Genomic DNA, 25,639 nt, shown 5'->3' on the forward strand with positions numbered 1-25,639 from the left:
AAGATATGCAAAAAAACAGCTGCATAGGTTACCGGTTTCGAGCGCTCAGGCCGAGCCTCTTTATCTAATCGGCCACAAACAGTGGCTTTTTTGTTGCCTGATTTGTCTTCAACGCTAATACGTAGCGTCTTAAATGCTCTAATCGTCCGTCGCGTCTTACAGAAGAATCTTTACTCCCATGGATTTCAAACAGCTCTGGCTCAACGCCCAAGACCTCTGGGGTGCCCTCGATCAGCACCCGCTCCTGCACCCCAGCCTGGCGCTGATGCTGCTTCTAGTGATCGCGCTGGTACTCGGACGAGTGGCACGTTATCTGATTCTGCACGCCAGCCGCATCCTCGGCCGTCAGCCGGCGCTGCACTGGCTCAACGACTTTCGCCACAACAAGGTGTTTCAGCGCCTGGCGCAGATGACGCCGTCGCTGGTGATTCAGTTCGGCCTGCATCTGGTGCCGGAGCTGAGCAAAACCGCGATGCTGTTCCTCGGCAATGTTGCGCTGGCATTCACCATCCTGTTCCTGACGCTGTCGATCAGCGCCCTGCTCAATGCGTTGCTGGATATCTACGCGCGCACCGAGCATGCGCGCACGCGCTCGATCAAAGGCTACGTGCAGCTCGGCAAGATGGTTTTGTACGTGTTTGGCGCGATCATCATCGTTGCCACGCTGATCGACCGTTCGCCGCTGTTGCTACTGTCCGGTCTGGGTGCGATGTCGGCGGTGATTCTGTTGGTCTACAAGGACACGCTGCTGTCGTTCGTCGCCAGCGTGCAACTGACCAGCAACGACATGCTGCGGGTCGGTGACTGGATCGAAATGCCGCAAGTCGGCGCTGATGGCGATGTGGTCGACATCACGCTGCACACGGTCAAGGTGCAGAACTTCGACAAGACCATCGTCTCGATCCCGACCTGGCGCCTGATGTCCGAGTCGTTCAAGAACTAAAAACAAGACCCCCACATCCCATACTATTTTCGATGAAACCCTTTAAAATATTGGGTTGAATAATAGTACTCATACTGCATTCACCATACTATTTGCAGTGCAAAATTTCGTTCATCCACCACAACATTTCTCCATTAGGGGCCTGCAAAACAGCTTCGTCTCCTACCTCCGTCCTCAAAAACGCGTGTGCCATCGGCGAGTCGATTGAAATGTAATCATTGTGATCGAAGATCTCGTCGTATCCCACGACCTCTGAGTTTTTTGATATCGCCGGCCTCGTTTTCGATCTCCAGCAAGCCCCAAAAAAGACCTTTCCCTCTTGTTCGGATGAGTACTCGACAACCCGTACGTCCTCAAGCCGCCTGCGAAGGTATCGAACTCGTCGATCAATTTCTCGAAGCAGTTTTTTGTTGTACTGATATTAAGCATTTTCGCTACGGTCGCCGCAACGATGCGGCCAAAATGAACTTGCGAGCTGTGTCGGGACGCTTCTTTCCCCAAAGGAAATCAGCTCTTGCTTCAAAGCCTAGGTGCTAAAAAGCAACCGCAACGAGCTAGTCATTACCCTGTGCGAATGGGGCGTTAGTTACCCCACATAACTGAATCGCCTTGGGTAGAACGTCTAGAAAGGCTTCACCTTGCAATACTTGAAGCTAACCATATTCTGCCGCATGTAATCCGCCATCGATGCTCATATTTCAGGGAACAAGCATTAATTATCCCGTAACCGACAAAAAAAACAGGTTTACAGCGCCTATAGCCACAAACCGATAAACCGATAAACCGATAAACCGATAAACCGATTGACCGATTGACCATATTGCGCACCGAGCCTTAAGTTGGCCAATGGAGCGAACGTTAAAATACTCCCTATAACCTAGGAGATTTCAGGCCCGGAAACAGCCTGTCGAACAGCCGAACCATAGAATTCACATGGATTGACTAGCCCTCAGTTTCCTATGTTATCCACCCCAACGGCTTCGGTCGACAGCTAACTAATATTATTAGGCAAAAAACTAATGCGAGTTCAAGAAACTCCCGGAGCGGGCGATACCTTAGTCATATCGTACTGAGCATTTACTTACTCACAGGGAATATAAGATGGATACGGCGATCTTCAGTTCAGTTATTGCTGCTGCATCTGCAATTATGGGCGGCGGCATGGTATCGATAGTTCAACTGCGTTCTGCAAGAGAAGCACAATCAACTCAACTCCGCCTCGAATCAATTAAAATAAACGCCGCAGTGGAAGACAAACGCATCACCACGATTATTAGCAGCTATACCGATACACATAAAATTTTGAGCCGCATTGCTAGGGAATACTCTTTGACATCTTTGGATATTATGTGGAGGGCAGAGTTAAGCGAAGCTGACTACGACCAAAAGTATCTAATTTCCTGCGAGTGCTTAGATGGTGCTCGCGCCATTGTCGATCTTTATTTTCCGGAAATTTCAGCAATAATGAAGGAAATATACGGTCAAATGAATGTTTTTTGGGGGAGTTTCAAAGAAATCCGTTCTCTAACTCAATTTAATGAGTCCTATGCAAAAAAAGAGAAATTCCACGCAGAAGCCGCGGCGGCTTCGCTTAAACTTTCGAATTGCGTCAGTATCGCAAAAAGTAGACTAAACTCGCTTGTGAGCACCTCTTAGATTCAGCACCCTACAACCCAGCTTTACCAATCCATTGAACTAGCACACAAAGATCATAACAATAGAAACCTTTTATGCTTTTTTTCATTATTACAATTAATTAGCTTTTCAACCAGGATCAGAATATGGACAATACAGTATTTACACTTGGTTAATTTATACCTGAAACCCTAACGTGCTAGGCCGTCATATTTACGCACCTATAACAATATGCGAATCTATTTTCACCATCCGCACAAATCGACCTGGGGTCAACATGTATATATTGGATACGTCAGCAATCCGTGGCATTTCTAGCGAAAAACTTAGATTAGCCGCAACGAAGGTGAAAATTGCAGTTTCAACACTGACAGTTCTAGAGCTCGCAAGTCACTTAAATGATTCCTCCGACGAAACCAGCTACTTAAGGGCTCGCGGAAATCTGATCAAATGCCAAATCCCTATTCTACTGGACGATCCTTTCTGGCTGCTATCACAGAAACTCCAATCATCCTCTAACCCTACTCGAAGGGACGATAAAGTTGTCTTGAGCCAACTGATAGCTGCTGCAGAGCAATCGCAGTCCTTAGAAGAGCTAGGAGCAAAGAGTCTTGCATTTCCAGATGGTAGCGTTGTGTCATGCCTTAATATCGGGGAGAGAATCGGTGAGATTTTGAAAGATGAAGAGGATTCCTTCGTCTCTCATATCCAATCCCTTCCCGCTTTAGCGCATCTCGATCCAGCGTTGAATGGAAAACATAGATTGATATCTGTAACTCTATTCGGACAATTGACCGCCGCAACACAATCATTATCTCCTATGAAAGATTGGAACCTCCAAGCCAAAACGTTTCTCGCGACAGCGCCATATTTTGGCTATTTAACACATCGACTGTACCATTATGCAAATTGCCGATCACCTGGAGAGACGATGTTACCTATTGATCGCAACGACTGCGAGGATGCATATATTTCTCTGAACCTAGATCTGTATAAAGGGGATACGTTAGTTACAAATGACAAGGGGACACTTGCTGCATTAAGAAACACCTTAACACTACTAAACGAAATCCTTCCAACCCCATTAACCTCAAGCTACGTAATGACTAACGACGAGTTCCTCATTGCCGTAGAGCCCTAACACTTTGCGACTCGCCCACATTGCTCGCTGGAGCCTCCGCACAACACGAAGACTTCAGCTGGAACCATGATGAGTGGTTGTTAATATATAACTCTAACAAAGAAGCTCCTTATGACTCACTCCTTTATTTAAAAAATGTCAATTATGGCTCCATGTCATCTTGATAGATACGAGCCCATTCAGCGCCGCCTTATAAAAAGTCTTACCCCCAGATTGATTCACTTTTAGTTCCAGCTGCATTAATGACTGCTTTAAATTAATCGGGCTCACATGCATTACCTCTCTTAAATCGCTTGGAGACAGGTAGCACGGTGGAAATTCTTTCCAATCGCTCGGAGCAGTAGTGTCAGCTAAGGGTGTGATTTCTTGGGCTGCAAAAAATTGAATTTCCTTTTTTTCTTGAATAGATTCAGAAATTTCCGAGTAAGTTTCTGGTATAAAATGGATCATATATCCCCTTGATATTTTCGGTTTCATCGAACGCTGGGAAGCGTTTCAGCCTAACGTTTTCTTGCGTTGAATACTTTTCTGTGGGCTGCCACTTTTCGGAGCTCTGCCCACCGTGGTCATAGGCAAATAATGTGGCTACCCGCCCATGGCTTTTCAGTCGTATGCAATTCAACATGATGAATCTAAAGACAGAATAGTTTGACTAAGCTGTCATGATTTACCCAGCTTCCAGCCTGCGGAGCACACTACGAGCCAAGTTTTTGGCTGAGGTAATGGAACAAAGTGCGCACGGCATTGACGAATAGCGAAGCTTCCGCCGGTTCAATCAAGCGCTCAGTCGGGTGCGCAACGCTACCATGATTTCTTATTGTGTTAAGCGCGTCCAAGACAGCAGCGAATGATTGGAGTACCTTTGCAACTTCGCCACCATGACTACCTAAATCTCCAAGCGCCGAGTGCTCCGAACGGAGCGCTTTGAAAGCCTGCGTGAGTGTCGCGTTGTCGGGTATCGAGATGCCGGCATCTTTGCATGCGGTCTTCAGGTAACCGTGCATTGCAGTATGCAAACGATCGACAGCACTTTGTGCACCGTTGGTTGCAACCAGCTGGTCTGCATCTGAGAGAGCTCGACGTACTACGTCAGAGGCACTAAGCGACGGGGCCACTGCCGGAACGTACCCTCCGCGATGGCCCAGTTGAGCCAGGCTTTGCGGTTGAGTCTGTTCCAAAATGGGTAAAATTTTCTCGTGCATAACGAGGGTGGCTAAGGCGCGCCCATCTGAACTCATTAAGTAACTTAAGGCCTGATGGACACAGTTACCATAGTCCGCATCTTGCCAGCTTAGGCTGCGAAAAAGTCGATTGTGACCCGTAAGATAGTCGAGGTGTCCAGTCAGTAAGCCAACCTCCCGCCAATCTTCTTCGCTAAACACTTTAACGATTGCACGTTGTAGGGCGAGGATCAGCGGACCGTTCCAAGACGGGTCCTGTAATAATGATTCGTTCAAGAAGGACTCCCTAGACTGTGCGTGTAGCACAACTCCTATTGTTTCTCGATCTAGGGGATTGCCACTAGGTAACACAGAGGTCCGGCGGCGTGGAGGTAATTCAACGAATCGGTGGTCACTGCGGTGATCCTACCTTGGTTTCGGCATAGATGAGGTTCGCATTTTCTTGCGAAACCGATTTTCCTCGAACGACGAGCGGATCTTGTTGTACTGGTAATCCGTATTCTCAATCCGATCATCAAGCGACCCCTCCCAGGTAACCTTCCAAGCTGTGTAGGGGAGGCTTCTCTAGTCAAAGAAAAATCGAGCTCCTGCTTCAAGGCTCATGACGTTCCGTTGTGAAGATGTTGGTACTCCGTCGGTATATCACTATGCAGGCAGGTCAAAATGGATGCCGCAGCAACTTCGCCATCTCATCACTCCCACCCTGCGTCGGCAGGCGTGTCAGCACCTCTTTGAGAGATCGAGTATTAACCGACAGCATGAAGCGCAGTCTCTTGCTTGAACGAGAACCTCTCCGAGATGCATACGCTATCTCGACGACGACCTCGTGATAGCTCAAGTGTCAGGAGGCTATCCTCGGGAAATGCAGGGCTGAGCTCTAGTTTGAGGTACTCGAATAGTTGACGGTCATGGACAGCTATTACCACCTGCCGACCATGTTCCTTTGACAAGGTCTTCAGAAGTGCCGCGAAGTGGGCGATATGCACGTCGTCCATCGATTGCACCGGGTCATCGAGAATGAGGCACGGTAGATCGCGGGGGACTGACAGATGCAAAGCGATAAACAAGGAGAGTGCTCCGGTATTAAGATTACCTGCGCTCAACATGGCACCTGGCGTCCCACCGGCTTCGCCGCCATCTCTATGCTCAGTAATCAGTTTAGGCTGGAGCCTCTGAGTGGATGATTCTGGAATGCGAAATGCCGGCACGAATGGTTCTCCTGGCGCTAATCGTACAAACAGATCGCGCCACACAAGGTTGAGCCGATCATTGAATTCTCGACGAATAATTGCGGAACGAATCTTATCAACGGCACTACGGATCGTGTTGCCCTGCTCGCGTAGGACTTGGGCCCGCTCGAGGGCACCGTTAGCGGCTTTCCAAGACTCGTCATCGGCAGAAATCCTTGCATCCACTTCCAATCGTTGCCTAAATGCAGCACGAATCGTAGCGATTAAATCGGCAGCTTTTCGCCGCAGTGAAAGACGCTTTTCAAATCGCGCCGCTTGGGTAGCCAAAAGCGCTTCCAACCTAGTCGCTCCAGCCTCGAAGGACTCTCCATCACCTAACTGAAGTGCGCGAATTGAAAGCGCAAAATCATTCAAAATGTCGTGCGCTGCGACAAGAGAAACATCGCGGATCTGAGCGTCGCTCACTGAACGACGCGCGGCGACATCGGCTGCGCGTAATTTTCCACCTAACTGCAATGCGTTGAAAATACTCTTCAGTTGGCTGATCAGAACATTGATAACAGCTAGCCGCCGATCAAGGTTAGCTAGGTCACTCTCCTCAGGACTACGCGCAGCAATCGTCTCAATGTCTCGCTCCAGTCGTTCAATGGTGACTTGCATTTCACTGCGCGCACGTCCGAGTGTCAGTAATCGCTCTGCCGATGCAGATAAACTTCGAACCTTGTCATGGACATGTTCGCTTAAGGGAGCCAAGCCCGTTTCGGTGAAATTCCGATCGCAAACTGGACACGTATCATCGGTAATGAAAGATGTCAGTTCCGAAAGTGCCGCCGCCAGGCTGCCAGCACTACTGGATAGAAGAACGACTTCTTCGTCGATCGTGTTTCTCTGGCGCAGAGCCACATCACGTTCATCTTGCGCTTTCGCGCGCCCTACGATATCAGTCCGTGCTTGAGTAACACGTTCCGAAACATGCTGCTGCTCAGTGCTTAATCGCACCAGTGCCGTTTCTGCGAATTGCTCCGGGTCGCTTGGAAGCGAAATATTTGATAACACCTCTTCGACACGACTGCGAAGAGATTTGACTTGATCTCCATATGTCGCTTCCCAATGCGAAAACTCCTCACTAGCTTCATCCGCGCCAATGGTAATGAGGTCTACGGTGATTCCGGTTGGAGCCTGCGCCCCCTCAATTTCACGCCGAATGGAAGCTAGTTTTCGTTGCTGATCCGTCAGCAGTGAAAATGCGTCCGCGTCTTTGTCATCTGAAAGGCTAGTGGCAACTCGATCGAGTGTTTCTTCCCGCACCTCCACGGATAATTCCAACTCCTCACAGAGGATTGCAAGCTCATCAGCCACGATTTGAATTTGCTCGTCTAAAACTGAGTGTGCCTGGCGTTGTTCGGCGAGCAGGCGATCTAGGCGTAATTTTTCATTTTCCGCAGTAAGCCAGCCTTCAACACTTTTGCGAACGTTGCGCACATCTGCGAGTGGCTTCAGCCCAGCTTCGAGCGCGTCAAGGCGATCCAGTCCTAGAAGTTTGGCTACGAATTCAGCTAGAGGAGATGTCGCATCGTGGCCCGCTTCTTGATAGATCTGAAGCAACTGACCAAGCAGAGCCTGCGGTAAAAATGCCCGCTCGCGGAAGAACGTCGCACGCATATTGTCAAGCGCGCTGATGGACTGCGCACCGGTTACATTGAGAGTAGCGTTGAAACTTTGTTCTGATATTCCGCTGAGGGCCCGCAGCAGAACACTGCCCTCAGAAGCTGATCGATGAATTAGTTGCTTCTCATAGCTGGGATCAGCGCGTTCCAGCGACTGAACCTTCCCTGTCAGGGCGAGTTCGATAGCTGAAAGAATGCTCGTCTTTCCCGCACCATTTTCACCATGGATAAGCACAACCTTGGCGTCAAGCGGTGCATGAATCTTTCCTCGGATGCTTCGGAAATTGTTGATGTCGAGGCTTTTAAGAATGAAATCGCTCAAGACTGCTTCGCTCCCAGATCGGATTGGAAGGCACCGCTGATCACCTGCGAAATGGTATCGATCACCGCTTGCTCTCCGTCTGATGATGCGGCGATAACAGCCTCTATAAGTTCGCTATTAGTGTTTGCAGAAAGCGCAAGAATAAGCTGTTCCAAGGCTGGGCCATTGCCAGTTTGGGATTGTCCTATAGGGGCAGGAAGCGTAAGCGGTAGTAGCACACGTATACAATCGTCCAACTGACGTTGCGCCGCCTCATCTGTCGGCCTGCCTTGATCATCAAGTGAGACTCCTTCGACATGCAGTACACGGCAAATCTCAGATAGAGCCTCAATCCCCTCCATCAGCACTGCACCTGCGATGACTACCGTCACCACATAACGTGAGCCGGTTACGTCGAGCGCGCGACTCAACGCTTCGACACGCTGTTTGACACTTGCGCCTTCGCGGTCACCGTACCCCCCCCGTTGTTGTGTCGACCACTAGCACTAGATCTAGCGCCCTACCATCGTGGCCACGCATCGCAGCGGTGAACGCGAACTCCACACCAGCAACCTTGAAAGGGATCGTCAAGTCAGTGTAATCAGCGCCGTGAAGTCGCTCCTGAATCGCATGTATGATAGGTGCAACAATCACAGCATCATCTCCTTAACAAACTCCTGCTGTAATGTCGCGGCATCACCACAGTTCGCGAGTAGATTACCGAGGCTTACATGCGTTTCGCCAATGTGTCCGGTTCGTCCCGGAGCAACACGGACGCGCCTCGCACTCCCTCCGTTCCCACCCATCTGATACCAGGCATCGTCAGCATGTAGGATGATTGCATTGTTGTCGGCGAATCCACCGTTCATTTTTAAAGAGATCGCCTCAGCAGCCGATTTCACGACAAAAATTGGGCGATGTACCCCGTCAGGACGTAATGCACACGCAGATACAGCCCCTGACTTCAGGTCTTCATCCGCGGGTTTATAAATATCCCAAAGCCCCGTTGCTCGCCCATATTGCAACAGCGACAAGGCGACCCCAAGACGTCCCAAACCCATAGCTTTGGCGTTCTGGTCAGTGGCGATGAGGTTGAGAGCTGAGTTGCTGAACGTCTCGTAAGCGTCCGCGCTTGAAGGTAGGCGGCCACTTCGAAACAAAGAGAGCATACGGGACCATAGCTTGACAGCGTGGTTTACAACGTCAGTCCGGTTGTAATCCCCAGGGGTGGGAACTGCAAGTTCTGCTATGTCATCTCGTAACGACTTCAGGAAAGACTTGAGTTCGCTTGCAACCAGGCCTTTACCGATTTCGGTAAGAGAAAGCTGCATTAATGCAGTGATCTTATCGCCAAGGACCTTGAGAACCAGCGCGATTAATACCTTTTCACCCCAGGCGCGCAGCAGCGTGGCTTCGTGAATGGCAGCCGCATTTTCGTTGTATGCCTCACCATAAGAGAGGCGTAGCACATCTCGCTGTCCCTGCTGTATTTTATCCTCACAAAAGATATGCGCTGGAGCAGCCGGTGCACACGGCCAAGGCCATGCATGCGCCGCCTTGGCTCGCGCGAAAAGAGTCTGGAGGTTGTTGTCTTGGATTGATAGTCCGAGCACGAGCGTTTTTTGAGCTGTTGCAAGCCCGACGACAGCATTGCACATAGCTAAGAACTCAGGCTTCTCCGGCCAATCCATTATCTGGGTGTAGCTTCCGGTTAAGAATCGGCGAAAAACTAATGGCTCACGCGAAGCATGCACAATGCAGCCATGAAACTTCAGCAATCGTGCCCGCCCGGCAGGCCCTCTAAGCTGGTCGGGGTCAACGACCACCTGCAGCACACCAGGAACACGGTTGCTCAAACGATCGACCGCTGCCTCTATAAATCCGTCCCAATTCGCAGAGGCGACCGACTGTACTGCCCCCTCTAGAATTAGGATCGCAATACAAAGATGTTCGGCGGCAGGCGGCGCGGGATCTTGGAAGGCCAGCCTGATATTGATCGCATCCCATAGGATAAAGTCAGCGTTCGTTCCCGCGATACGAATGTCAAGAACCCGCGCGTACTTGTTCCAGAGCCGGCCAATGATGCTGTCATGCTCTGGCCAAGACGCAAGCGGTTGTACGTACTGCGCCTGAACTGTCGCGGGCTCTATCTCGGCAAGCACGAGGGCTTCTTCAAGTGCGGGCAAATACGCCGCGGCAGTCCCAACTGCAACTGCCCTCTCTCGAATATAATCGAATGCTCGTTCTATGAGGTTACCGAGGTTTGGAGCTTGCCTTGAAATCCCTGAACCTACCCATAGCGCAAATTCGCCATTCGCGACCGCATTGGCAGCCGGAGCGAAATCGGACTCGAGTTTCTCAAGCACCTCACGCACCGCAATGTCATTAGCCGTTGGAGCTGGAGCCATGTCTACCACTTCTCCCTGTTATGACATCGTCGTATTACTTTTCAGACTTCGACAATATAGTCATCTCAGGGCGCATTGATATAGACAGATTTTTACAGTTCCTCCTTGGCTACAGGCGTATTCGTGTTCTTTTGTTCAGGAAGACTCAATTCAGTGGAAAACCTGCTGGCGATCTGCACGCCCATGATGCTCTGGAGCAAATAGCATCACGGCTCAAGCAATTAGCCAATATTTCTGGATTTGGCAGCGGGGCATAGCCGGGTGGCGATATGACATCAAGACGTGCTTTATCTGACTAAGAATGCTGATAAGCTCCCACTTATCCCCTCTGTTACGGCCGCATTTTGAATGGAATCAAACTTCCTCCCCAGGACACTCTGGCACCACGACGAATACAACGTCGTTGAGGTAGCCCACACCGAGTTGGATGCCGAGTTTCGCGCACAAGCTCGCCCGCTGATCATTCTGGGTGGAGCGGGAATGGGCAAAAGCTGTTTGCTCGGATGGTTAGCGGAGACGTACGGCTATAGCATTATCACTGCTCAGCAACTGAGTCTTCCACTTCTTCCAGGGCAAGAACTCAACGCGACAAAAGGCCTGGTGATCGACGCGCTGGATGAGTTGCACGCGTCCTCCCCAATGGACGCGCTGATGAAGATCATTGAGCCGCTTGGCAGGCTGGGCTATCCCAAATTTATTCTGTCCTGCCGGGCATCCGACTGGATGGGTGCCGCGAGTGCGGCGATCATCGAACGCAGCTATAAGGCATCACCGCTTCAACTACACTTGGGCGCACTGACCGAGGAGCAGATTCAGCAGGCGTTGCGTGATCAACTGGGAATTGCGGGCGCGTCAAATCTCATTGAACACCTTAACGCTAGGCGACTCGACAATTGGCTCGGAAACCCCCTTACTTTGGGGTTAATTATAGAAATTGCCAAGACCGGATCGTCACTCCCCGAAGGACGTGAAGAACTCTTTCGATTTGCGGTTAAACAGCTACTTAGCGAGCGTAATGCCAACAAGTCAGCATTCGCACCGGCCGAGCAAGATGCACTTGATGCTGCCGGGGCCGCCTGTGCCGCTCTAATCCTGTGCGGCTTCGGAGCCATCAGCCGTGCGCCAGCCATCGGCAACACACTTCCCCTAGTAGAAGCCAGTCGGCTTTCTGGCAGCAAGCCTCTATCTCAGGTGCTCGCAACACGCCTGTTCGATGCTGTAGGTGTAGACCGTTTCAACTATTCTCATCGCAGCATTGGCGAATACTTAGCCGCGGATTGGCTTCGACGGCAGGCCGATTCGCCGCGCAAACGTCGTCGAATAGTCGCGTCGTTTCATCGGAGTGGGCTGGTACCTGCAAGCTTGCGTGGTGTGCATGCCTGGCTAGCCTTGGACCCGCATCTGGCGCCAGAGGTGCTCACTGTAGACCCTGTGGGTGTCATCGAGTACGGCGATCCTGAACAGCTGACATCACAGCAGGCACGAGCGCTTTTGCGTGCCCTGGACCATCTGGCGACACGTAACCCAGGTTTTTTGCCAGACTTCCACAGTCTTTCTCTGAGAGGCGCAATTAGGGCGGGTATGGAGAGCGAACTGTTCGCGGTGCTGGAGCAACCGGCAAAGTCAGTTCAGCTTCGCTTGCTGCTCCTCAAATCAATTCCGGGAACTACCGCCGCAAGCCAACTGGCTCCGACGCTTCAGGCGCTCGTCCGCAATCCTGCTGAGATCTTTGCAATAAGACGCGCAGCACTTGAAGGGCTATCCGCTTCGCTGTCGGAGGCACAGTCGCACGAGCTTATTCAAGCACTCATGTCACAAAATACAGACGATAACGCCAGACTTGCGCTCGATTTGACCGGTTTGCGAGGTTATGCCTCATTCGACGATTCCTGCATCATCAAGCTCGTAATCGCTTGTGCATTTCATGATTTTCGCTTTGGTGAAGAAATCGCCAAGTATGATCATTTGGTGGGGCATTTTCCCGGCCAGCGGATCGCCGGTTTTCTGGACAAGCTGACGCAAGCAGCGGCAGCCTTGGCGATTGCCGAAGAGATCACGCAAATGCCTGAAATCAGCGATCTCGTGGTGTATCTGATACTGCGCTACCTTGACGAAGAAAGTGTTGTTCCTAGCAGTCTACTGCGCTGGCTTCGTTTTGCTGCAATCCAAGGTGGCGGCTACTATCCGGCAATCGAAATTGATGAGCGATTGGAAAAAGACGAGCCCACGCGTCACGCGATACAGCGGTTGGCGCTGCTAAGCGAAAGTGCGGAAGAACGCATGGGTAGCCGGCATTACGACTTGCAGCGCGCATCCAAAAGTCTTCAATGCTCAGAAGCCGATGCCATTGCCCTGCTCAATTCCCTCAATTCCGATGACCTCGAAGATGACCGCTGGCGCCAGGTGGTAGAATTGCTTTCCCACACTGACGATCACGGAGCGGATTTGCGCGCTGCGGCTCGAGTGTTCGCGTGGAATCGTCCTGACGGATTGGTGTGGATAGAGCAGCTATCGCTGCAACGCTCGGAAAGCGAGCTGGCGGAGCTCATCGCAAGAAGCAAAAAGCTCGATGCTCAAGCGCTTAAGAAGAAGCACACCGAGGCTCGCCTCCCCTACCTGCATAAAACCCCGCAAATGCTGAGTGGGGACTTTGACACTCTTCAGCACCCGGCAATAATTTATCTGGGCCAGTGGCATACATACCGGTCTGGTGCAGCCGCCCATGAACGTCTGTCTCAGTGGCTGGGCCATCAGTTAGCGAAGAGTGCGCTGTGTGGCTTCGAGGCTTATCTGCAAGGTATTCCCTCCACGCTTTCAGTTGCCGAAGTAGCCAGCTTCTATGCCAAGCAGGACTGGTTTTTCGATACGCCCGACATTGGGGGTGGGGAAGGACTCTCACCATTTATCATCATCGCTGCCGCCTATGAGCGCCACAGAACTGGTGTCGGGTTCAACGACCTCACTGAGCTGGCACTGATGACTGCGTTTTTAGCCATACACAACTGGTTTTACCGTGAGTCACATCCCCTACGCCCCATACTAGATCAAGAAATCCAGGCCAGGGGGTTATGGGAGCAAGCATTACGATTGCTTCACGAGCCCCAACTCTTTATGGACTCTCACAGGGGTGCATTCGATGAGCTTCTGTATTTAGAGAAAGACAAACAACTAGTGTCAGGCTTGGCAACGGACTGGTTGCGACGGTTACCATCAATGGCGGCTGAGCGGGAAAATCAACTGATAAAGATGCTTCTGGAAATTGGAAAATATGACGAGCTGCGTGTCCTTGCTCAGCGCCGCACGTCCCCATCGCCCGCCCATCAACTAAATTGGGATGCAGTTGGACTGATGGTCAACTTCCAGGCAACCGCCAAGCGGTTGGCGGTCGGTCCTGTGGACAAGGAATTGTTGCCTTGCTTGCGCGCCCTTGAACCTGGGTACTTCTTCGGTGCAGAGGGACGTCCTTACAAACTCGATATCCCGCTGCAAGAATGGATCATCGCGACTTTTCGAGCCTTATGGCCTTACACGCAGACGCATATCGGTGATATCACCGATATGGCCTATGGCGGGCACGACACAGAAGGAGAACTTGCTCATCTCATCAAGATATTAGGGGACCTTACAACACCCGAAGCAATTGATGCATTGACTCGACTCTGCGAAAGCCAACGCGACACCTACACAGATCTATTGCTCGATGCAAAAGCGAAACAGCAGCGACTGTGTCATGAATCAGCGTTTACGCATGCAACGCTGGAAGACCTTATCGCAATCACCAAAGATGTAATTCCTCGCTGCGGTGCTGACTTGCAAGCCTGGGTCCTTGAAGAAATCGACGCCATCCAACGCAAGATAACGAGTGACGACGTAGGCTCCTGGAGAGGTTTCTATCGCACTGATCAAAACATCCCTGTGGATGAAAACAGTTGCCGCGATTATCTAGTAGGGCTCCTTCGGCAAGGCTCTCCGGGCGTTGCGTTTGAGCCTGAAACGCATGTAGCCGCTAATAAAAAAGTCGATATCACATGTTCCACGGTAAAAGCACGTCTCCCTATCGAGATCAAAGGTCAATGGCACAAATCTGTCTGGACGGCCGCTGACAATCAGCTCGACAAGCTTTACACGCCCGACCATCGCGCAGATGGTTTGGGAATCTATCTCGTTCTATGGTTCGGCAAACAAGCCGACTCGGCATACGCCCTCCGAAGCCCCGGCAAAGGTATACGTCGTCCATCCTCTGCTGAGGAAATGGCTAAGATGCTTGAAGAGCGTTGCCTGGCGTTCGCACAAGGGCGTGTAAAAATTGTGGTGCTCGATCTGGCGCGTAGTAGCGCCAACGCTGGAGCAGGCCCGCGTATGCCAGCCCTCTCCTGCTTGAGCTATTTTTGGGTAATTGCACCGACTTGACTAGCCATTTGCATCGAACTTGCCCAGCACACTTCGTAGTCTTGACCGTCAAAGAACGAATCAAAGCTACCTTTCACGGGCGGTGGATATCGGTCACAAGCAGCCATTTTCAGTTGTAGTATCGCCCCCATCTAAAATGCGAGGTGGTGGCCTGCCATCAGTATCTCTGGCATTCATTACGATCAGGCATGATGTCCCCCGCGGTGTGTTTCTGGGCACACACCGCAACATCTGCGTAATTGCATGGACTTGACCACTCAATTGCATTGCCTCTGACCACCCGTTTGCATTCAACTTGACCACCCAATTGCACTGCCTCTGACCAATCATTTGCATTCGACTTGACCAGCAGGTATTCGCTGCGCCTGTGGTGCACAATCGAGGGTCGATAGAAAAGACACTGAAGCGTTTCATAGGCCGCGAGTGCCGTAAGCAAATCAGTCTGCGTACTCTGGAACGCAGCCACGCAGCTTATCATCAAGCCGAAGGGCAAGGTGACCAGATCCGGTTGGTCAGCGGCCACGGCCTGGAAATATCAGGCCGCCCGCGCCAAGAGTGGAACGACCTGTAGCTATTGACTCAGGTCATCCATGAAGGCGAGCAACTACAGGTATTCAACGAGAACATCAGCAGTGGCAACACTGACAACAAGGATGACTTTCATCAGAGCTACCGCAACCGCTTTATGGTTCTTCCGTGGGGCGCGTTCTAACGTCCGCCTCCTGTCCACAAGAAGCCTCGGGGCCAGGCAGCCCTACCGCTGTGGTCACCGCCCTGGCAGACGAAGAGATCCAGTGCAATCAGTTCGGTAGGGTGAGCTGATTGAGGCCTTCCTGGGCTAATTGCTAAAGATCTTCGACTCAAAGTAGCAGCCTAGAGGCCCTCCGACTCCAGATCCTCAGCGGCTGCCGTCGCGTCATCGGCCCTACAATGACAATGCTTGCGCAATCTGATTCGCCTCAGCCTTGGTTTGACCACCGTCCATGATTGGTGCCCGTAGCAACGACCTCTGCCCCTTGCGATCCACGATCCAGAACGCCATCTTTATAGGTGTTTCCCGCAGGACACCAGTTGCAGGGGCCTCTTCGGAAGCGCCTTTGCCATCCGGCAGCTTTGTCACATCGAACTCCCATTTACGGCCGGTTGCCTGCGGCTCTCCATGCTCGGCTGGCTTGGGCGAAAACTTCGTTATGTGCATTTCTCCGGCTTGCAGCCCCAATTTTTTCGTCATGAAGGCGCGCAGCAACGATTCGAGCTCCTGATCAGATGATTGAGCCAAGCCTACTGTGAGACCAAGTTGTGCCCCCGTTTGCAAGTTTTCGTAGTAAAAATGATTGGCATCACCCAATCTCAGGCGGTAAGTGCCCACACGCAAGGGCAACCGCATGCCTGCCCAATGGTTAACAAAAGCATTTTCGCCCTTCGGTATTCCCCAGCCCATCGAAGCGTCGCTTTCCTGCCATTCGATGAACGTCCGGTTCAGGGCGACAGCCTCTGTGTCTCTTCTCTGACGGTAGGCGATATCCGCAGCATAATCTAACGCGGCCTTATAAAATTTCTCATTTTTGGCAGAGCCATCCCCCCAGGCAAGTACGGCCAGATCTAGCGTGCGTCGGGCCGCATCCAACGCGCCACGCCGGTACTGCGCCACGCCGATAAATGTTTGTAATCGTGCAATTTCCTCGGAAAAAAACGCATCGGGCTTAGCTTGCTCCGCCAGTTCAGCGGCCTTGGACCAGCCGCCAGGAGTATTCCAATGCGAATCCATGTCTCGGTTCTGCTCGGCCATCGTGCGCTCGCGAAACAGCTGTGGTGCACTTTGCCATTTCAGTGCTGCGAACAACTTTCGCACTTGCTCAACTGCTTGGGCCTCGTCTCGCGATCTGAAAATCACATCGATCTCCATACGCCAGTCGCCACGTAGCGCAGTCCAATAAACGTTGGTGCACGGCTCGCCGTCACAGGGTTCTGGCCTCTGTAGTTTGACGACGGTTAGTCCGTCGAAGGGTAGATCGGGCATCGCCGATGCACGCGCTTTTTGCTCACGCAACTCGTCGTAGGATTTGAGCCATTCCTGCCGCTGTGACGATGTCTTCTTGCGTTGTAATTCGTCATAAGACAGCGAAATCTCGGCGCTCAAGTGGCTGTCTGCCGATTTCTGTGTGTAGAGGACGCGGGAGTCGAAATCCCGGCTATTAGCGGGTTCAAACTTCGTCAGTTTCCACTGCCCCAGTATCAACGGCAATGATAAACCGGCCAACTCGTAATGTAGACGTGGCTCATCCGGCGACAGGCGCCATAGTCCGGAATAGGGTTTGGTGACGGAGTAGAGTTTTTCCTGCAGGCGGACGACCGCTGCCCTGTCACCCGCCGCCATGCTTGCTTCGATAGCTACGCCTAACAGCGCTGCGCCGTGAAGGTCTGGGGTAACCGTGCTGCCGAAAGACGCTGTCTGCTGCTCTTCATACTCCACTTGCTCTTCGGCGGCAGCACGGGCCTCTGCGTACTTCCCCTGCTTGTACAGTAGATTCACCAGCAAGGTTCCCCCGTCCAACATCGCGACAATACCATTGACCCCTTCGCGACGGCCTGCCTCCATCGCCACCCGCGCCGCAGTCGTAGCCGCCGGCCAGGATTCCTCGCGATTCAGGTGCTGCGCCTCAAGCAACAGTATATGGGCGAGCTTCGGTTGCGGCTCCGCCGCCCAAGCTGCGGTACAGGCTGACAACAGAACTGCGGCCAGGAGGGATCCGTACCGGCTTGGTAGTAAACGGTTCATATTCGTCCCTCTGGCACGGGTCTAATGGGTGAGCTACACAAACTTGTACCCAACAGCAAGGCACGGTGTGAACGAGGCGCGGAGCTTGGGGATAGGCGCTGTAGCGATGGATGCATAAATACTTCCTTGTGGCTTTACATAGTGGTTGAAGCGGCTTACTAAACAGAGTTTCCCTTTCGGGGACGTTTGGGTGGAACGGCAAAACGTCTATTTGACCCAGCCGAATAACGAGAACCCGCGACGGCCTCCAACTGCCCGCCGTCACGCACGAAATCGCTCACCTCTTTGACTCGGCGACTACGGAGCCAGGTAATCCATTGGGCGAGTTCGGTGTGCCGCTGTTGTTCAAGCATCCGTGTGAAACGTATCTGCCAGCGCCTGCATGACGGGGCGCAAAGCCCTGTGCGTCGCTGCTGATCAACCACACTCTCGCCATTGATCAGACCTTGGGCAAAACCCAACCAGTGCTCCGGATGACCTAACCGGGACAGTAACGTGCCATGGAGTAAGCTCACCGTAGTCCAACAGCTAGGGCATCGAAAATCAGGGCGCCGCTCATCGATACGCTGCATGTGAGGTGAACCACACTTCGAACACACCGCCTGCTGAGTGGTCAGCAGCAGCTCTGATCCACTCAAGAACGCCTGGGCTTGAGCCGCAATATGCGCGGGAGGCTCCAGGTTGGTTCGATCTTGTCGCGCAGACCACCAGTGATACAACGCTGGAAATTTTTTGGCCATCACGGCACGGCAGGGTTTAATCCAGCGCCACGTGGTACTGGGAGAAATACCCATGGATTTGGCAATAGCGGACATCGGCCAACCTGCTAAGAGGTACTGACCATAGGTTGACCACAGGTACATGAGTCCGTAGCCCGAAAACGGCGTTTTCGACAAACAGTTAAAGCCTTTATTGCACGCAATGCAGCGATAAAAAGGCAGTCGTACTTTTTGACTGGCATCCAGCCTAAAGCGTGGATGACCGCACACCGGGCACTCGACCGGTGATTTGTTGGGTAGCTCGTGCAGATAGCGGATAAACGCATCCGCTTGGCTGTGGAGCTCAACAGGTAGGCATCTGTGGTAGTCGAGGGCAGCACGAGTATTGGGCATTGAACTTAAGTTTTTCATGGGGCATCTAGTGAGTTAACCGGTCAACCTCAAGACGTGGGTTCACCAGAAGACACGCATCGTAATGGGGTAAATCCTCGTGCCTGGGGATGGGCACGAGGGAAGTTTTCCTGGTAGCTATCCAAGAGTTAGCCATATCAAAGACGCTACCGGTTTGTGCGTATTCCACGCACAAACCGGTAGACACTCCCACTAAACAATAGAATCGATGTCCAACGTATGAGGCATGCCGCTGCGAGAGGCAAACATCAAACCGTCATCAACCTGCCGAGGAATCATTGCAATCTGCACCAGCCGCTTGTTCTCCCGTTGGTTTTTCCAACGAAGCAGAGCGTCTTCCAAGTTGGGAGATTGCGCTGCGCTTCCGTAGACATCGACCAGTGTCAGACGACGTGCTTTTTCCTTTTTAAGACGCGCCACCGAATCGAAAAGCTTTTGCGACTCTTGGTTCAAATCATCCGATGTTTGTATGTACTCAGGGTCATTGTTGATATAGCGCTGAGTGTTCCTTGTTTGCTTACCTTGATCCTGTACTTTGGTGCGCATCGTCTCCAATGCCGCCGCCACAAGCTCGTATTCACGCTTAGTGACCACCGTCCCGCCAGTTTCCTGAGTTTGCTGCCAACGTCGAAAGGTCGCCCAAGAGAACGGGATATAGGACCCCGGTATACTGTGATCACCTAAATTCATGGCTTGATCGATAAAACCACCACGAAATGGCAGGTCGCCATCTTTGGCCAGAGCCCTAGTGCAAGCGGCCTCCTCAATGGAGGCACAACCCGGATCCCAGAGAATCGCCGACTCTTCCTTCCCGGTAAAATCCACGGGCATGAAGTGATGCAGCTCGCCATGGTGCTGATAGGGCGCGCCACCGACACGAACCAGACCTGCGACGAAGATCAAGATGCCTAAAACAGGGTTGGTAATAAAAAGTGCCGCAAGCCCAGGAATCCAGATGGTTCGCCGTGCGTTCATCCAAGGCGCAGGGACACCGGGAATCATGTCGTTGTTGTTCACCATCCGGTGGTGCTTCAGCGGCTTGGCAGCGGCGACGAACGTGGCATCACCCGCGCGTGGCGATCCATAGGTGTAGAGGAGAACGTCGTACTTCTGAGTTTCATCACACCGCAAAGCTTCCGCCAGCAACAATGCAATCGCACCACCCAGACTATGGCCACTGATTATGATTTTTTGCCCGACATAAAATCGGAATAAATAGTCCTGAATAAACTTCTTTAACGCCTGATAGGCATCGTAAAAGCCATTATGGACCTTCCCTTTACCTTCTTCGAAAGGCACTTGTGCCGCGTCAGCGTCCCGCCACCAATCTGACAACTCCAGTGTTCCACGAATAGCAATCAGTATGACTTCATCATGGTGCGTGATGAACGCCTGCGTGCTCTTTCCGCTAAGCCAATTCTTGTTGGCGTCATCAAAAAAATGCAGATTGGCAGGGTGTTCCTGAGTGTCGCTCGGCTTGTTTTGCTCATACGCCGTTGGGTCGAATGGCAAAATCTCAAAGCGCTTTGAGTAAGGCACTTCTTCGTACAGTGGATAGTAACGGTGAACCGACGACTGCGAACTGTCTACCTTCCAACTTTCTCGATAGTTCGAAAGCGCGTCACCAAAAAAGTTACCGACGCTGGGATCCAGCGGGAAACTCACGAAGTCCACAGGATTTTTAACGGGGTTTTGACCGAAATTGGAGTAGCTCAAGTCCGACATGATCGCGAGCTGGTACAGGTTCAGTGCGCTGAAGGCATTATCCGTTGACAGCATCGGTCTAAACGCACGCAGGGGGCGCACTTGTAGCAGCGTGTGCCGGTTCGACAGTAGCCCAACACCTACTTGAGATAACGGTTCTGGACCAAAACTCAGCTCATCAAGCGCCCTAACCAAGATGTCATCTGGCGGGTATTTGCGGTCAACGCGCGGGGGTAAATGCGCGCTACGTTTGACCAGATCCCGCACCTCTACCTGGATGAATTTATCTCCGGCTTTTTGCGCGGGGTTGTGATCGACGGGGAAACCGTCTTTGTGGAAGAAACGGGTTTGTTCGGCGCGTACCTGGAGTTCGGTAATCGGAAGTGGATAAGATTTTCTATCCACGATCTTTTCATACCAAATATCAACGCCTCCTTGATACTCACTATCGACCGTTAATACGACAGGGCCTCGATAGCAGTCTTCAATCTTGGCAAACCCTTTGGCGTCCAGCACCCCCGTGTACTGTTGCTTCGCGCTGTCCTGAAGGATATAGGCAAGACCAGCATACGGTTTGCCATCACCGAACTCGTCTACCAACTGAAAACTAACCCAGTGCCCTTTGTTTGGGCAGGTAAACATCTTGCCGCTGAATGCCGGCTTATCCCCATCTTCCATGGGTTTATACGAACTCATCCTTTGATGTCCTTATTCGGTGCAGTTGGGGTAGACGGAGCAGTCACGTCCATCGGGCATTTTGAAATCGGTGAAAGTCGGCGGAGTTTGGCAGCGGAACGTTTCCTTCGTTTCGATACAGGGCTTCCAGCCCTTAGGTGTTTCTAGCCATGAACGCCCAAAATACGGCTGTTCCTCTTTCGCTACCGTCAGTACCAATTTCACAGTCTTGCCCGCTAGCTGATCGCGCTGCAACGCCCCGCCCGCCAAGCTTTTCTGCACAACGCCATTCGCGTCGAGCGCCCGGCACTCTAGGATTTTGACGATGTAACGATACGGACCCATCGTGCGAAACAACCACTGGCACTGCCCCTGAAAGACCAGAGGTCCCGATGGGGGGAAAGTGCGAACCGCTTCTGATGGCTCATCATGAATCGATAAACCGGCAGTCTGTAGACTCATGTCCAGCTCGCGCTTGCCCCACTGTCCTTCGATATGCAGCACCACTTTTGTCAAAACCATTGAACAACCCTTCGCGGTGTCCGTCAGTGACAGCTTGAACTCAACCGGACGCACTCCCTTGGGCTGCTCGCTTTGGATAAGGTTATGCCCGGAACACGACTCGCCGGAGGCCGACTCGTAGTAAGCCATCGGACTAACGGTGAAGTTCTCTGGGATGTCGGCTTGAAAGGTAAAACTTTCTGTCTGTGCCATTGAGCAGCCCGAAGCGACCAAGGCCATTGCGCTCACAAATGAGACCCGCAGGAAGTGTGGAGTGAAGTGTCGTACGTGCATCATGCTGATTGCTCTCCTGACCAGAATTTTGCTTCATTAAAAAGGCGCTCGAAGTGAACCTGCGGCGCTTCACCGGCATGAGGTAACCAGCTTTTTATGATGGTCGGCTCAGTTTCATTGAGTTTGTTGATGATCAAGAAATGCACTTGCTCAGGGGCAGACCATCCCCATTGCTGAGCCTGCGAGAGTTGTTCTGCAAGCCAAGTGCTTGGGTCTTGGCGCTGGCTGAGTCGCATCAGGTCGTCGCTGTGTTCTGCCCACAGATACCGGTAGATATTGGACTGAAGCATCTCCATCGACTGACTCGCCGGTGCGGGAATGTTCAGCCACATCGGATCAGCAGGAAGCGGGTGTTCGCCGGGAACTGGATTGTGGGTGACTTCCCAGCTTGCGCCTTGCCAGTAACACGTACTGACCGTTGGCCCCAAATACTCAGGGCGGGCTTCTTCAGGGAGATGCCCCAAGGCGCGGGTTAGGACGCGATTGTCGTGGAAGCGGTACAGCGCCTGATTGGGCCGCGTGCCGATAATCAGCCGTTCGCGCCAGTGTTGAGTGAGCGTCGGCAGATCACCTTTTCGAATACTGGCTAGCCAGCCCCAATTACGCTCAGGCACGTTGAGTAGATCTCGGATGCGTTCATCGTCAGGACTGTCAACGAGGAATATGAAAGGCCCCGCATCAGCTAAATCGGAGACCTGAGTCTCGCTGTACACACTGGAATGCTGATCAGGACCGCTGTTTTTCAGCAAGGCTTGGCGGACGTCGAGTTCGCCTTCCGAATCCAGAATCAGGCACAGAGCACGGTCGAGCTTTAGCTGATCGATCATCCATTGCCGAGGGGCGGCAGCTATCATGATGTCATTCCTTTGGGCAGGCAAAGACCGTTTTTACAAGCCTCGCAAAGCGGGCAGAAGTCAGCGCCTTTAACTTTACTGGCCACCATCAGCGCATTTTGTGTCGGGGCCATCATAGGCAGTGCGGGTGGGGTCGCCAGGGCCGCTAATACGCCCGGCAACAATGGATTGGCAGCCGTTCCTCCAGCAGGTGCACCGCCGATTTGAATCTCGGTGCTACTAAAAATACCACCGGCCCCAATTACTATGTGTTGACCACCGGCTTTCAAGGTGATGCTGGCCCCGGCATCAAGGATTAAATTAGCCCCGGCTTTGAGGTGTACTTCCTGGCCCGCTTCGACCACCAGCGTTTGACCGACACGGGTGTGGCTGCTGCTGGCTACCTGTAAGTAGTCATTGGCTTTGAGATCGACCTTACGGTCAGCGGTGACGGTACGCTGCTCTTCAGCCTCCAGCACAGCGATGCTGTTGCCCTTGATGGTTTCCCGGCGTTCGTTACCCACTTCCAGCCGACTGTCATGTTCGACCTTCTGCTCCATGTCACGCTGAGCGCGCAGGTAGATCAACTCCTGACCGCTGCGGTCTTCAATCGACAGCTCGTTGTAGCCGCCACTGGCGGGCGAGCTGTGACTGCGCAGAACCGTTTTGGTTTTGTTCGCGGGCAAGGGGTACGGCACAGGCGTGATCTTATTAGGCACGCAACCGGTAATTAACGGATTGTCGGGATTACCTTCCAGGTAGGTCACCACCACTTCCATGCCGATACGCGGGATGGTCACCGCACCGAAACTATCCCCGGCCCAGCTGGATGAAACCCGCAGCCAGCAACTGCTCTTGTCGCTGCCAAGTTCGGCGCGATCCCAATGAAACTCGACCTTAACCCGCCCGTACTCATCGCAAAAGATTTCTTCCCCCGCTGGACCGGTGACCCGGGCCGTCTGGCTGACCAGCACCGACTTTCGCGTGACCAGCGATGGACGGTAGAACACGTCCCAGGGAATCGCGCTGAAGCTGTTGCGGTAACCTTGGGTAAAGCCGTCCTCAGGTTTAACGTCGCTGGTGATCGCCTCTTCAAGCGCCTGGGGTTGTTTTCCAGCATGATTGACACTGAGCAACAGCCACAGCGCGTTACACGCTTTGCGCGGGTGTTCGGTCAGGTCGAAGAAATAGCCGCTGCGTAGGATCGGCTGGTCGCTGTTGCCCTCGGCCAGTTGATAGTCGCTTCGGTACCGCTCAAGGGCGTGACGGGCAAGCTGTTTTCCGAGCTTTTCATTTTCGTGCAACACCGGGTAACAGTAGTCTTCAAGCGCAGGACTAAACTCGGCAGTGAATTGGCTTTCCAATAACAGGCTTGGGCGTTTTAAATCATAGCCCCGCCGCGTGGCCGTGCTGGTACGAGTGCTAAAGCGCATTGAGAACTGACTGACGACCGGGTGATCAGCCGCCAGGCCTGAGCCTTGCTGATACGGTGTGCCCCCCAGCTTGGGGAAATAGGTCTGATCATCGGTGAATACCAGCTGATGGCCATCCTGGCTGTGTTGATGGTGCCACGAAATCCCATCCTCACTGCACAACCTCTGGATGAACTCGAAGTCGTTTTCGCCGTATTGAGTGCAGTATTCGCGCTCAGGGCTGGTGCTGGCATGAAAGGTATACGCATCGCCCTGAATGCCATGCCCATTAAGGACCTGGGCGATGATTTGCGGCACCGTCAGGTGCTGGAAAATCCGCTGGTTATGGCTGAACTGCAAATAGTGCAGAGCGGGCACCAAGGTCAGTTGGTAACGGGTCAGGCGTTTACCGGCCTCACCCACGAAAACATCTTCGATGCGCCCATGAATACCTTCGCCATTCAGGCCAAACTGGAGAAAAGCCGACTGGCTGAGCAGGCTTTCCAGATCGAAATCAGGGTACTCGCTGACCAGTTCAATCTGGATCGAATACAAGCTGCTGATGGCTTCGGTGCCGTGAAAGGCCAGCACCTTAAAATCGTTACGAACAGATGGGATCAGTAACGTGAAGTGCGCAGCATTAGCCGGCGCGAACATACGCTTATCCTTAAGCTGAGAGAGGAGACAAAACGCGAAGCCAAAGCCATACCTAGCCTGAGCAAGCTTAAATTTTCGAGCACGCTAACAAAACGGCAGAAGAATTGATGTAGGAAACGTCCTAAATCGCGTCAGAATTTTCGTTTGTTCGGAATGTTTCTTCGGTGACCGACAGAGACAGCGAAAATGATGCTGAGTTCATTTTTCGTAAGCGTCCGGCAATGTCATCTAGGCAGCTACGCTTTGAGAGGGGTGCCCGACTATGCGGACACCATCTCTAGCTAATTAGGCGTCTGGGCTTATCGATATTTCGGGTGCGTGGCTGACTGGAAAGTTTACCGAACGAGCAATGAAGCATTTCTCATGAGCTATTTTGTGCAGAGTCTGAGCTTTTGCAATCTCAGACCCCGATGCCAGAATCACTTTCGGCCTCAAAATAACTGAGGTGAACTGACCAGCGCCGTCGCTTTCCTCGACCATTATTCCTTGAGCGTTGTCCTCGTAGGCCACCACAACGATCCCGGCCTCAGCGCAAAGGCCAAGGTACCAAAGCTTGTGGCACGCAGATAAGGATGCCAAGAGCAATTCCTCGGGACTCCAGCGCGTGGGGTCTCCTCGAAAACTGGGATCGGACGACCCCTCAATTGGTATTTTGCCGTTAGCTGCGATTACGTGCGCCCGGCTGTACCCCCTATAAGATGACGTTCCTGTTCCGTTGTTGCCGACCCAAGTTACCTGAACTTCGTACTCGTGCGCTTTATCTACCATTGATCCCTCC

17 protein-coding genes and 1 pseudogene are annotated in these 25,639 nt (G+C 52.5%); 5 read left to right on the forward strand and 13 right to left on the reverse strand.

The genetic code is table 11. The features are described 5' to 3' along the window. Positions 1-178: 178 nt before the first annotated feature. Positions 179-940, forward strand: a pseudogene (locus ACOI8A_RS23910) (mechanosensitive ion channel family protein); the annotation flags it as partial. 91 nt (positions 941-1,031) lie between these two features. Here ACOI8A_RS23910 and ACOI8A_RS23915 read toward each other — a convergent pair. After that, positions 1,032-1,346 (reverse strand): GreA/GreB family elongation factor, encoded by a 315-nt coding sequence (locus tag ACOI8A_RS23915; protein ID WP_420657871.1) that lies wholly within the window; start codon positions 1,344-1,346, stop codon positions 1,032-1,034. A gap of 698 nt (positions 1,347-2,044) precedes the next feature. On the opposite strand from ACOI8A_RS23915, the gene ACOI8A_RS23920 reads away from it, so the two are divergent. Both ACOI8A_RS23920 and ACOI8A_RS23925 read left to right on the forward strand, forming a co-directional pair. Further along, the gene (locus ACOI8A_RS23920) at positions 2,045-2,599 is read left to right on the forward strand and encodes a hypothetical protein (RefSeq protein ID WP_420657823.1); all 555 of its coding nucleotides are present in this window, start codon (positions 2,045-2,047) and stop codon (positions 2,597-2,599) included. 256 nt (positions 2,600-2,855) lie between these two features. Continuing rightward, complete coding sequence (locus ACOI8A_RS23925) at positions 2,856-3,719, forward strand: hypothetical protein (protein ID WP_420657825.1); 864 nt, start codon at positions 2,856-2,858, stop codon at positions 3,717-3,719. Positions 3,720-3,857: 138 nt separating this feature from the next. Here ACOI8A_RS23925 and ACOI8A_RS23930 read toward each other — a convergent pair whose 3' ends face one another. From ACOI8A_RS23930 to ACOI8A_RS23950, 5 genes are all read right to left on the reverse strand, one after another. Next, positions 3,858-4,169, reverse strand: coding sequence for a hypothetical protein (locus ACOI8A_RS23930; protein WP_420657826.1), 312 nt, complete (start codon positions 4,167-4,169; stop codon positions 3,858-3,860). Between the two features lie 245 nt (positions 4,170-4,414). Next, positions 4,415-5,176, reverse strand: a complete 762-nt coding sequence (locus ACOI8A_RS23935; protein WP_420657827.1) for an abortive infection family protein — start codon at positions 5,174-5,176, stop codon at positions 4,415-4,417. A 470-nt stretch (positions 5,177-5,646) separates the two neighbouring features. After that, positions 5,647-8,079, reverse strand: coding sequence for an AAA family ATPase (locus tag ACOI8A_RS23940; protein WP_420657829.1), 2,433 nt, complete (start codon positions 8,077-8,079; stop codon positions 5,647-5,649). Continuing rightward, positions 8,076-8,489 carry a hypothetical protein gene (locus ACOI8A_RS23945; protein WP_420657830.1) on the reverse strand — a complete coding sequence of 138 codons (414 nt, stop codon included), beginning with the start codon at positions 8,487-8,489 and terminating at the stop codon, positions 8,076-8,078. Before ACOI8A_RS23945 ends, ACOI8A_RS23940 begins: the two co-directional genes overlap by 4 nt. Positions 8,490-8,708: 219 nt before the next feature. Next, positions 8,709-10,466, reverse strand: a complete 1,758-nt coding sequence (locus ACOI8A_RS23950) for an SIR2 family protein (RefSeq protein WP_420657832.1) — start codon at positions 10,464-10,466, stop codon at positions 8,709-8,711. Between the two features lie 348 nt (positions 10,467-10,814). On the opposite strand from ACOI8A_RS23950, the gene ACOI8A_RS23955 reads away from it, so the two are divergent. Together ACOI8A_RS23955 and ACOI8A_RS23960 are read left to right on the forward strand one after the other, a co-directional pair. After that, positions 10,815-14,876 (forward strand): NACHT domain-containing protein, encoded by a 4,062-nt coding sequence (locus tag ACOI8A_RS23955; RefSeq protein ID WP_420657833.1) that lies wholly within the window; start codon positions 10,815-10,817, stop codon positions 14,874-14,876. 574 nt (positions 14,877-15,450) lie between these two features. Further along, a complete protein-coding gene (locus tag ACOI8A_RS23960) occupies positions 15,451-15,588 on the forward strand; it encodes a hypothetical protein (RefSeq protein ID WP_420657835.1) in 138 nt (45 codons plus the stop codon). A gap of 213 nt (positions 15,589-15,801) precedes the next feature. On the opposite strand, the gene ACOI8A_RS23965 is transcribed toward ACOI8A_RS23960, so the two are convergent. The 7 genes from ACOI8A_RS23965 to ACOI8A_RS23995 all read right to left on the reverse strand — a co-directional run bounded on the left by ACOI8A_RS23965 (position 15,802) and on the right by ACOI8A_RS23995 (position 25,629). After that, complete coding sequence (locus ACOI8A_RS23965) at positions 15,802-17,655, reverse strand: hypothetical protein (RefSeq protein ID WP_420657836.1); 1,854 nt, start codon at positions 17,653-17,655, stop codon at positions 15,802-15,804. A gap of 158 nt (positions 17,656-17,813) precedes the next feature. Further along, complete coding sequence (locus tag ACOI8A_RS23970) at positions 17,814-18,785, reverse strand: transposase (RefSeq protein WP_420657838.1); 972 nt, start codon at positions 18,783-18,785, stop codon at positions 17,814-17,816. A gap of 192 nt (positions 18,786-18,977) precedes the next feature. Next, on the reverse strand, positions 18,978-21,185 hold the full coding sequence (locus tag ACOI8A_RS23975) for a lipase family protein (protein ID WP_420657840.1): 2,208 nt from the start codon (positions 21,183-21,185) through the stop codon (positions 18,978-18,980). A gap of 12 nt (positions 21,186-21,197) precedes the next feature. Further along, a complete protein-coding gene (locus tag ACOI8A_RS23980; protein WP_420657842.1) occupies positions 21,198-21,962 on the reverse strand; it encodes a hypothetical protein in 765 nt (254 codons plus the stop codon). Beyond that, positions 21,959-22,813: a DUF4123 domain-containing protein gene (locus tag ACOI8A_RS23985; protein WP_420657844.1), complete on the reverse strand. Its 855-nt coding sequence runs from the start codon at positions 22,811-22,813 to the stop codon at positions 21,959-21,961. The genes ACOI8A_RS23980 and ACOI8A_RS23985 overlap by 4 nt, the downstream gene beginning before the upstream one ends. Beyond that, on the reverse strand, positions 22,810-24,861 hold the full coding sequence (locus tag ACOI8A_RS23990) for a type VI secretion system tip protein VgrG (protein WP_420657845.1): 2,052 nt from the start codon (positions 24,859-24,861) through the stop codon (positions 22,810-22,812). The genes ACOI8A_RS23985 and ACOI8A_RS23990 overlap by 4 nt, the downstream gene beginning before the upstream one ends. A gap of 285 nt (positions 24,862-25,146) precedes the next feature. Beyond that, on the reverse strand, positions 25,147-25,629 hold the full coding sequence (locus tag ACOI8A_RS23995; protein WP_420657846.1) for an OsmC family protein: 483 nt from the start codon (positions 25,627-25,629) through the stop codon (positions 25,147-25,149). Positions 25,630-25,639 lie beyond the last annotated feature (10 nt).

The organism is Pseudomonas sp. P4795 (assembly GCF_048822895.1).
Classification (GTDB): Bacteria; Pseudomonadota; Gammaproteobacteria; order Pseudomonadales; family Pseudomonadaceae; genus Aquipseudomonas.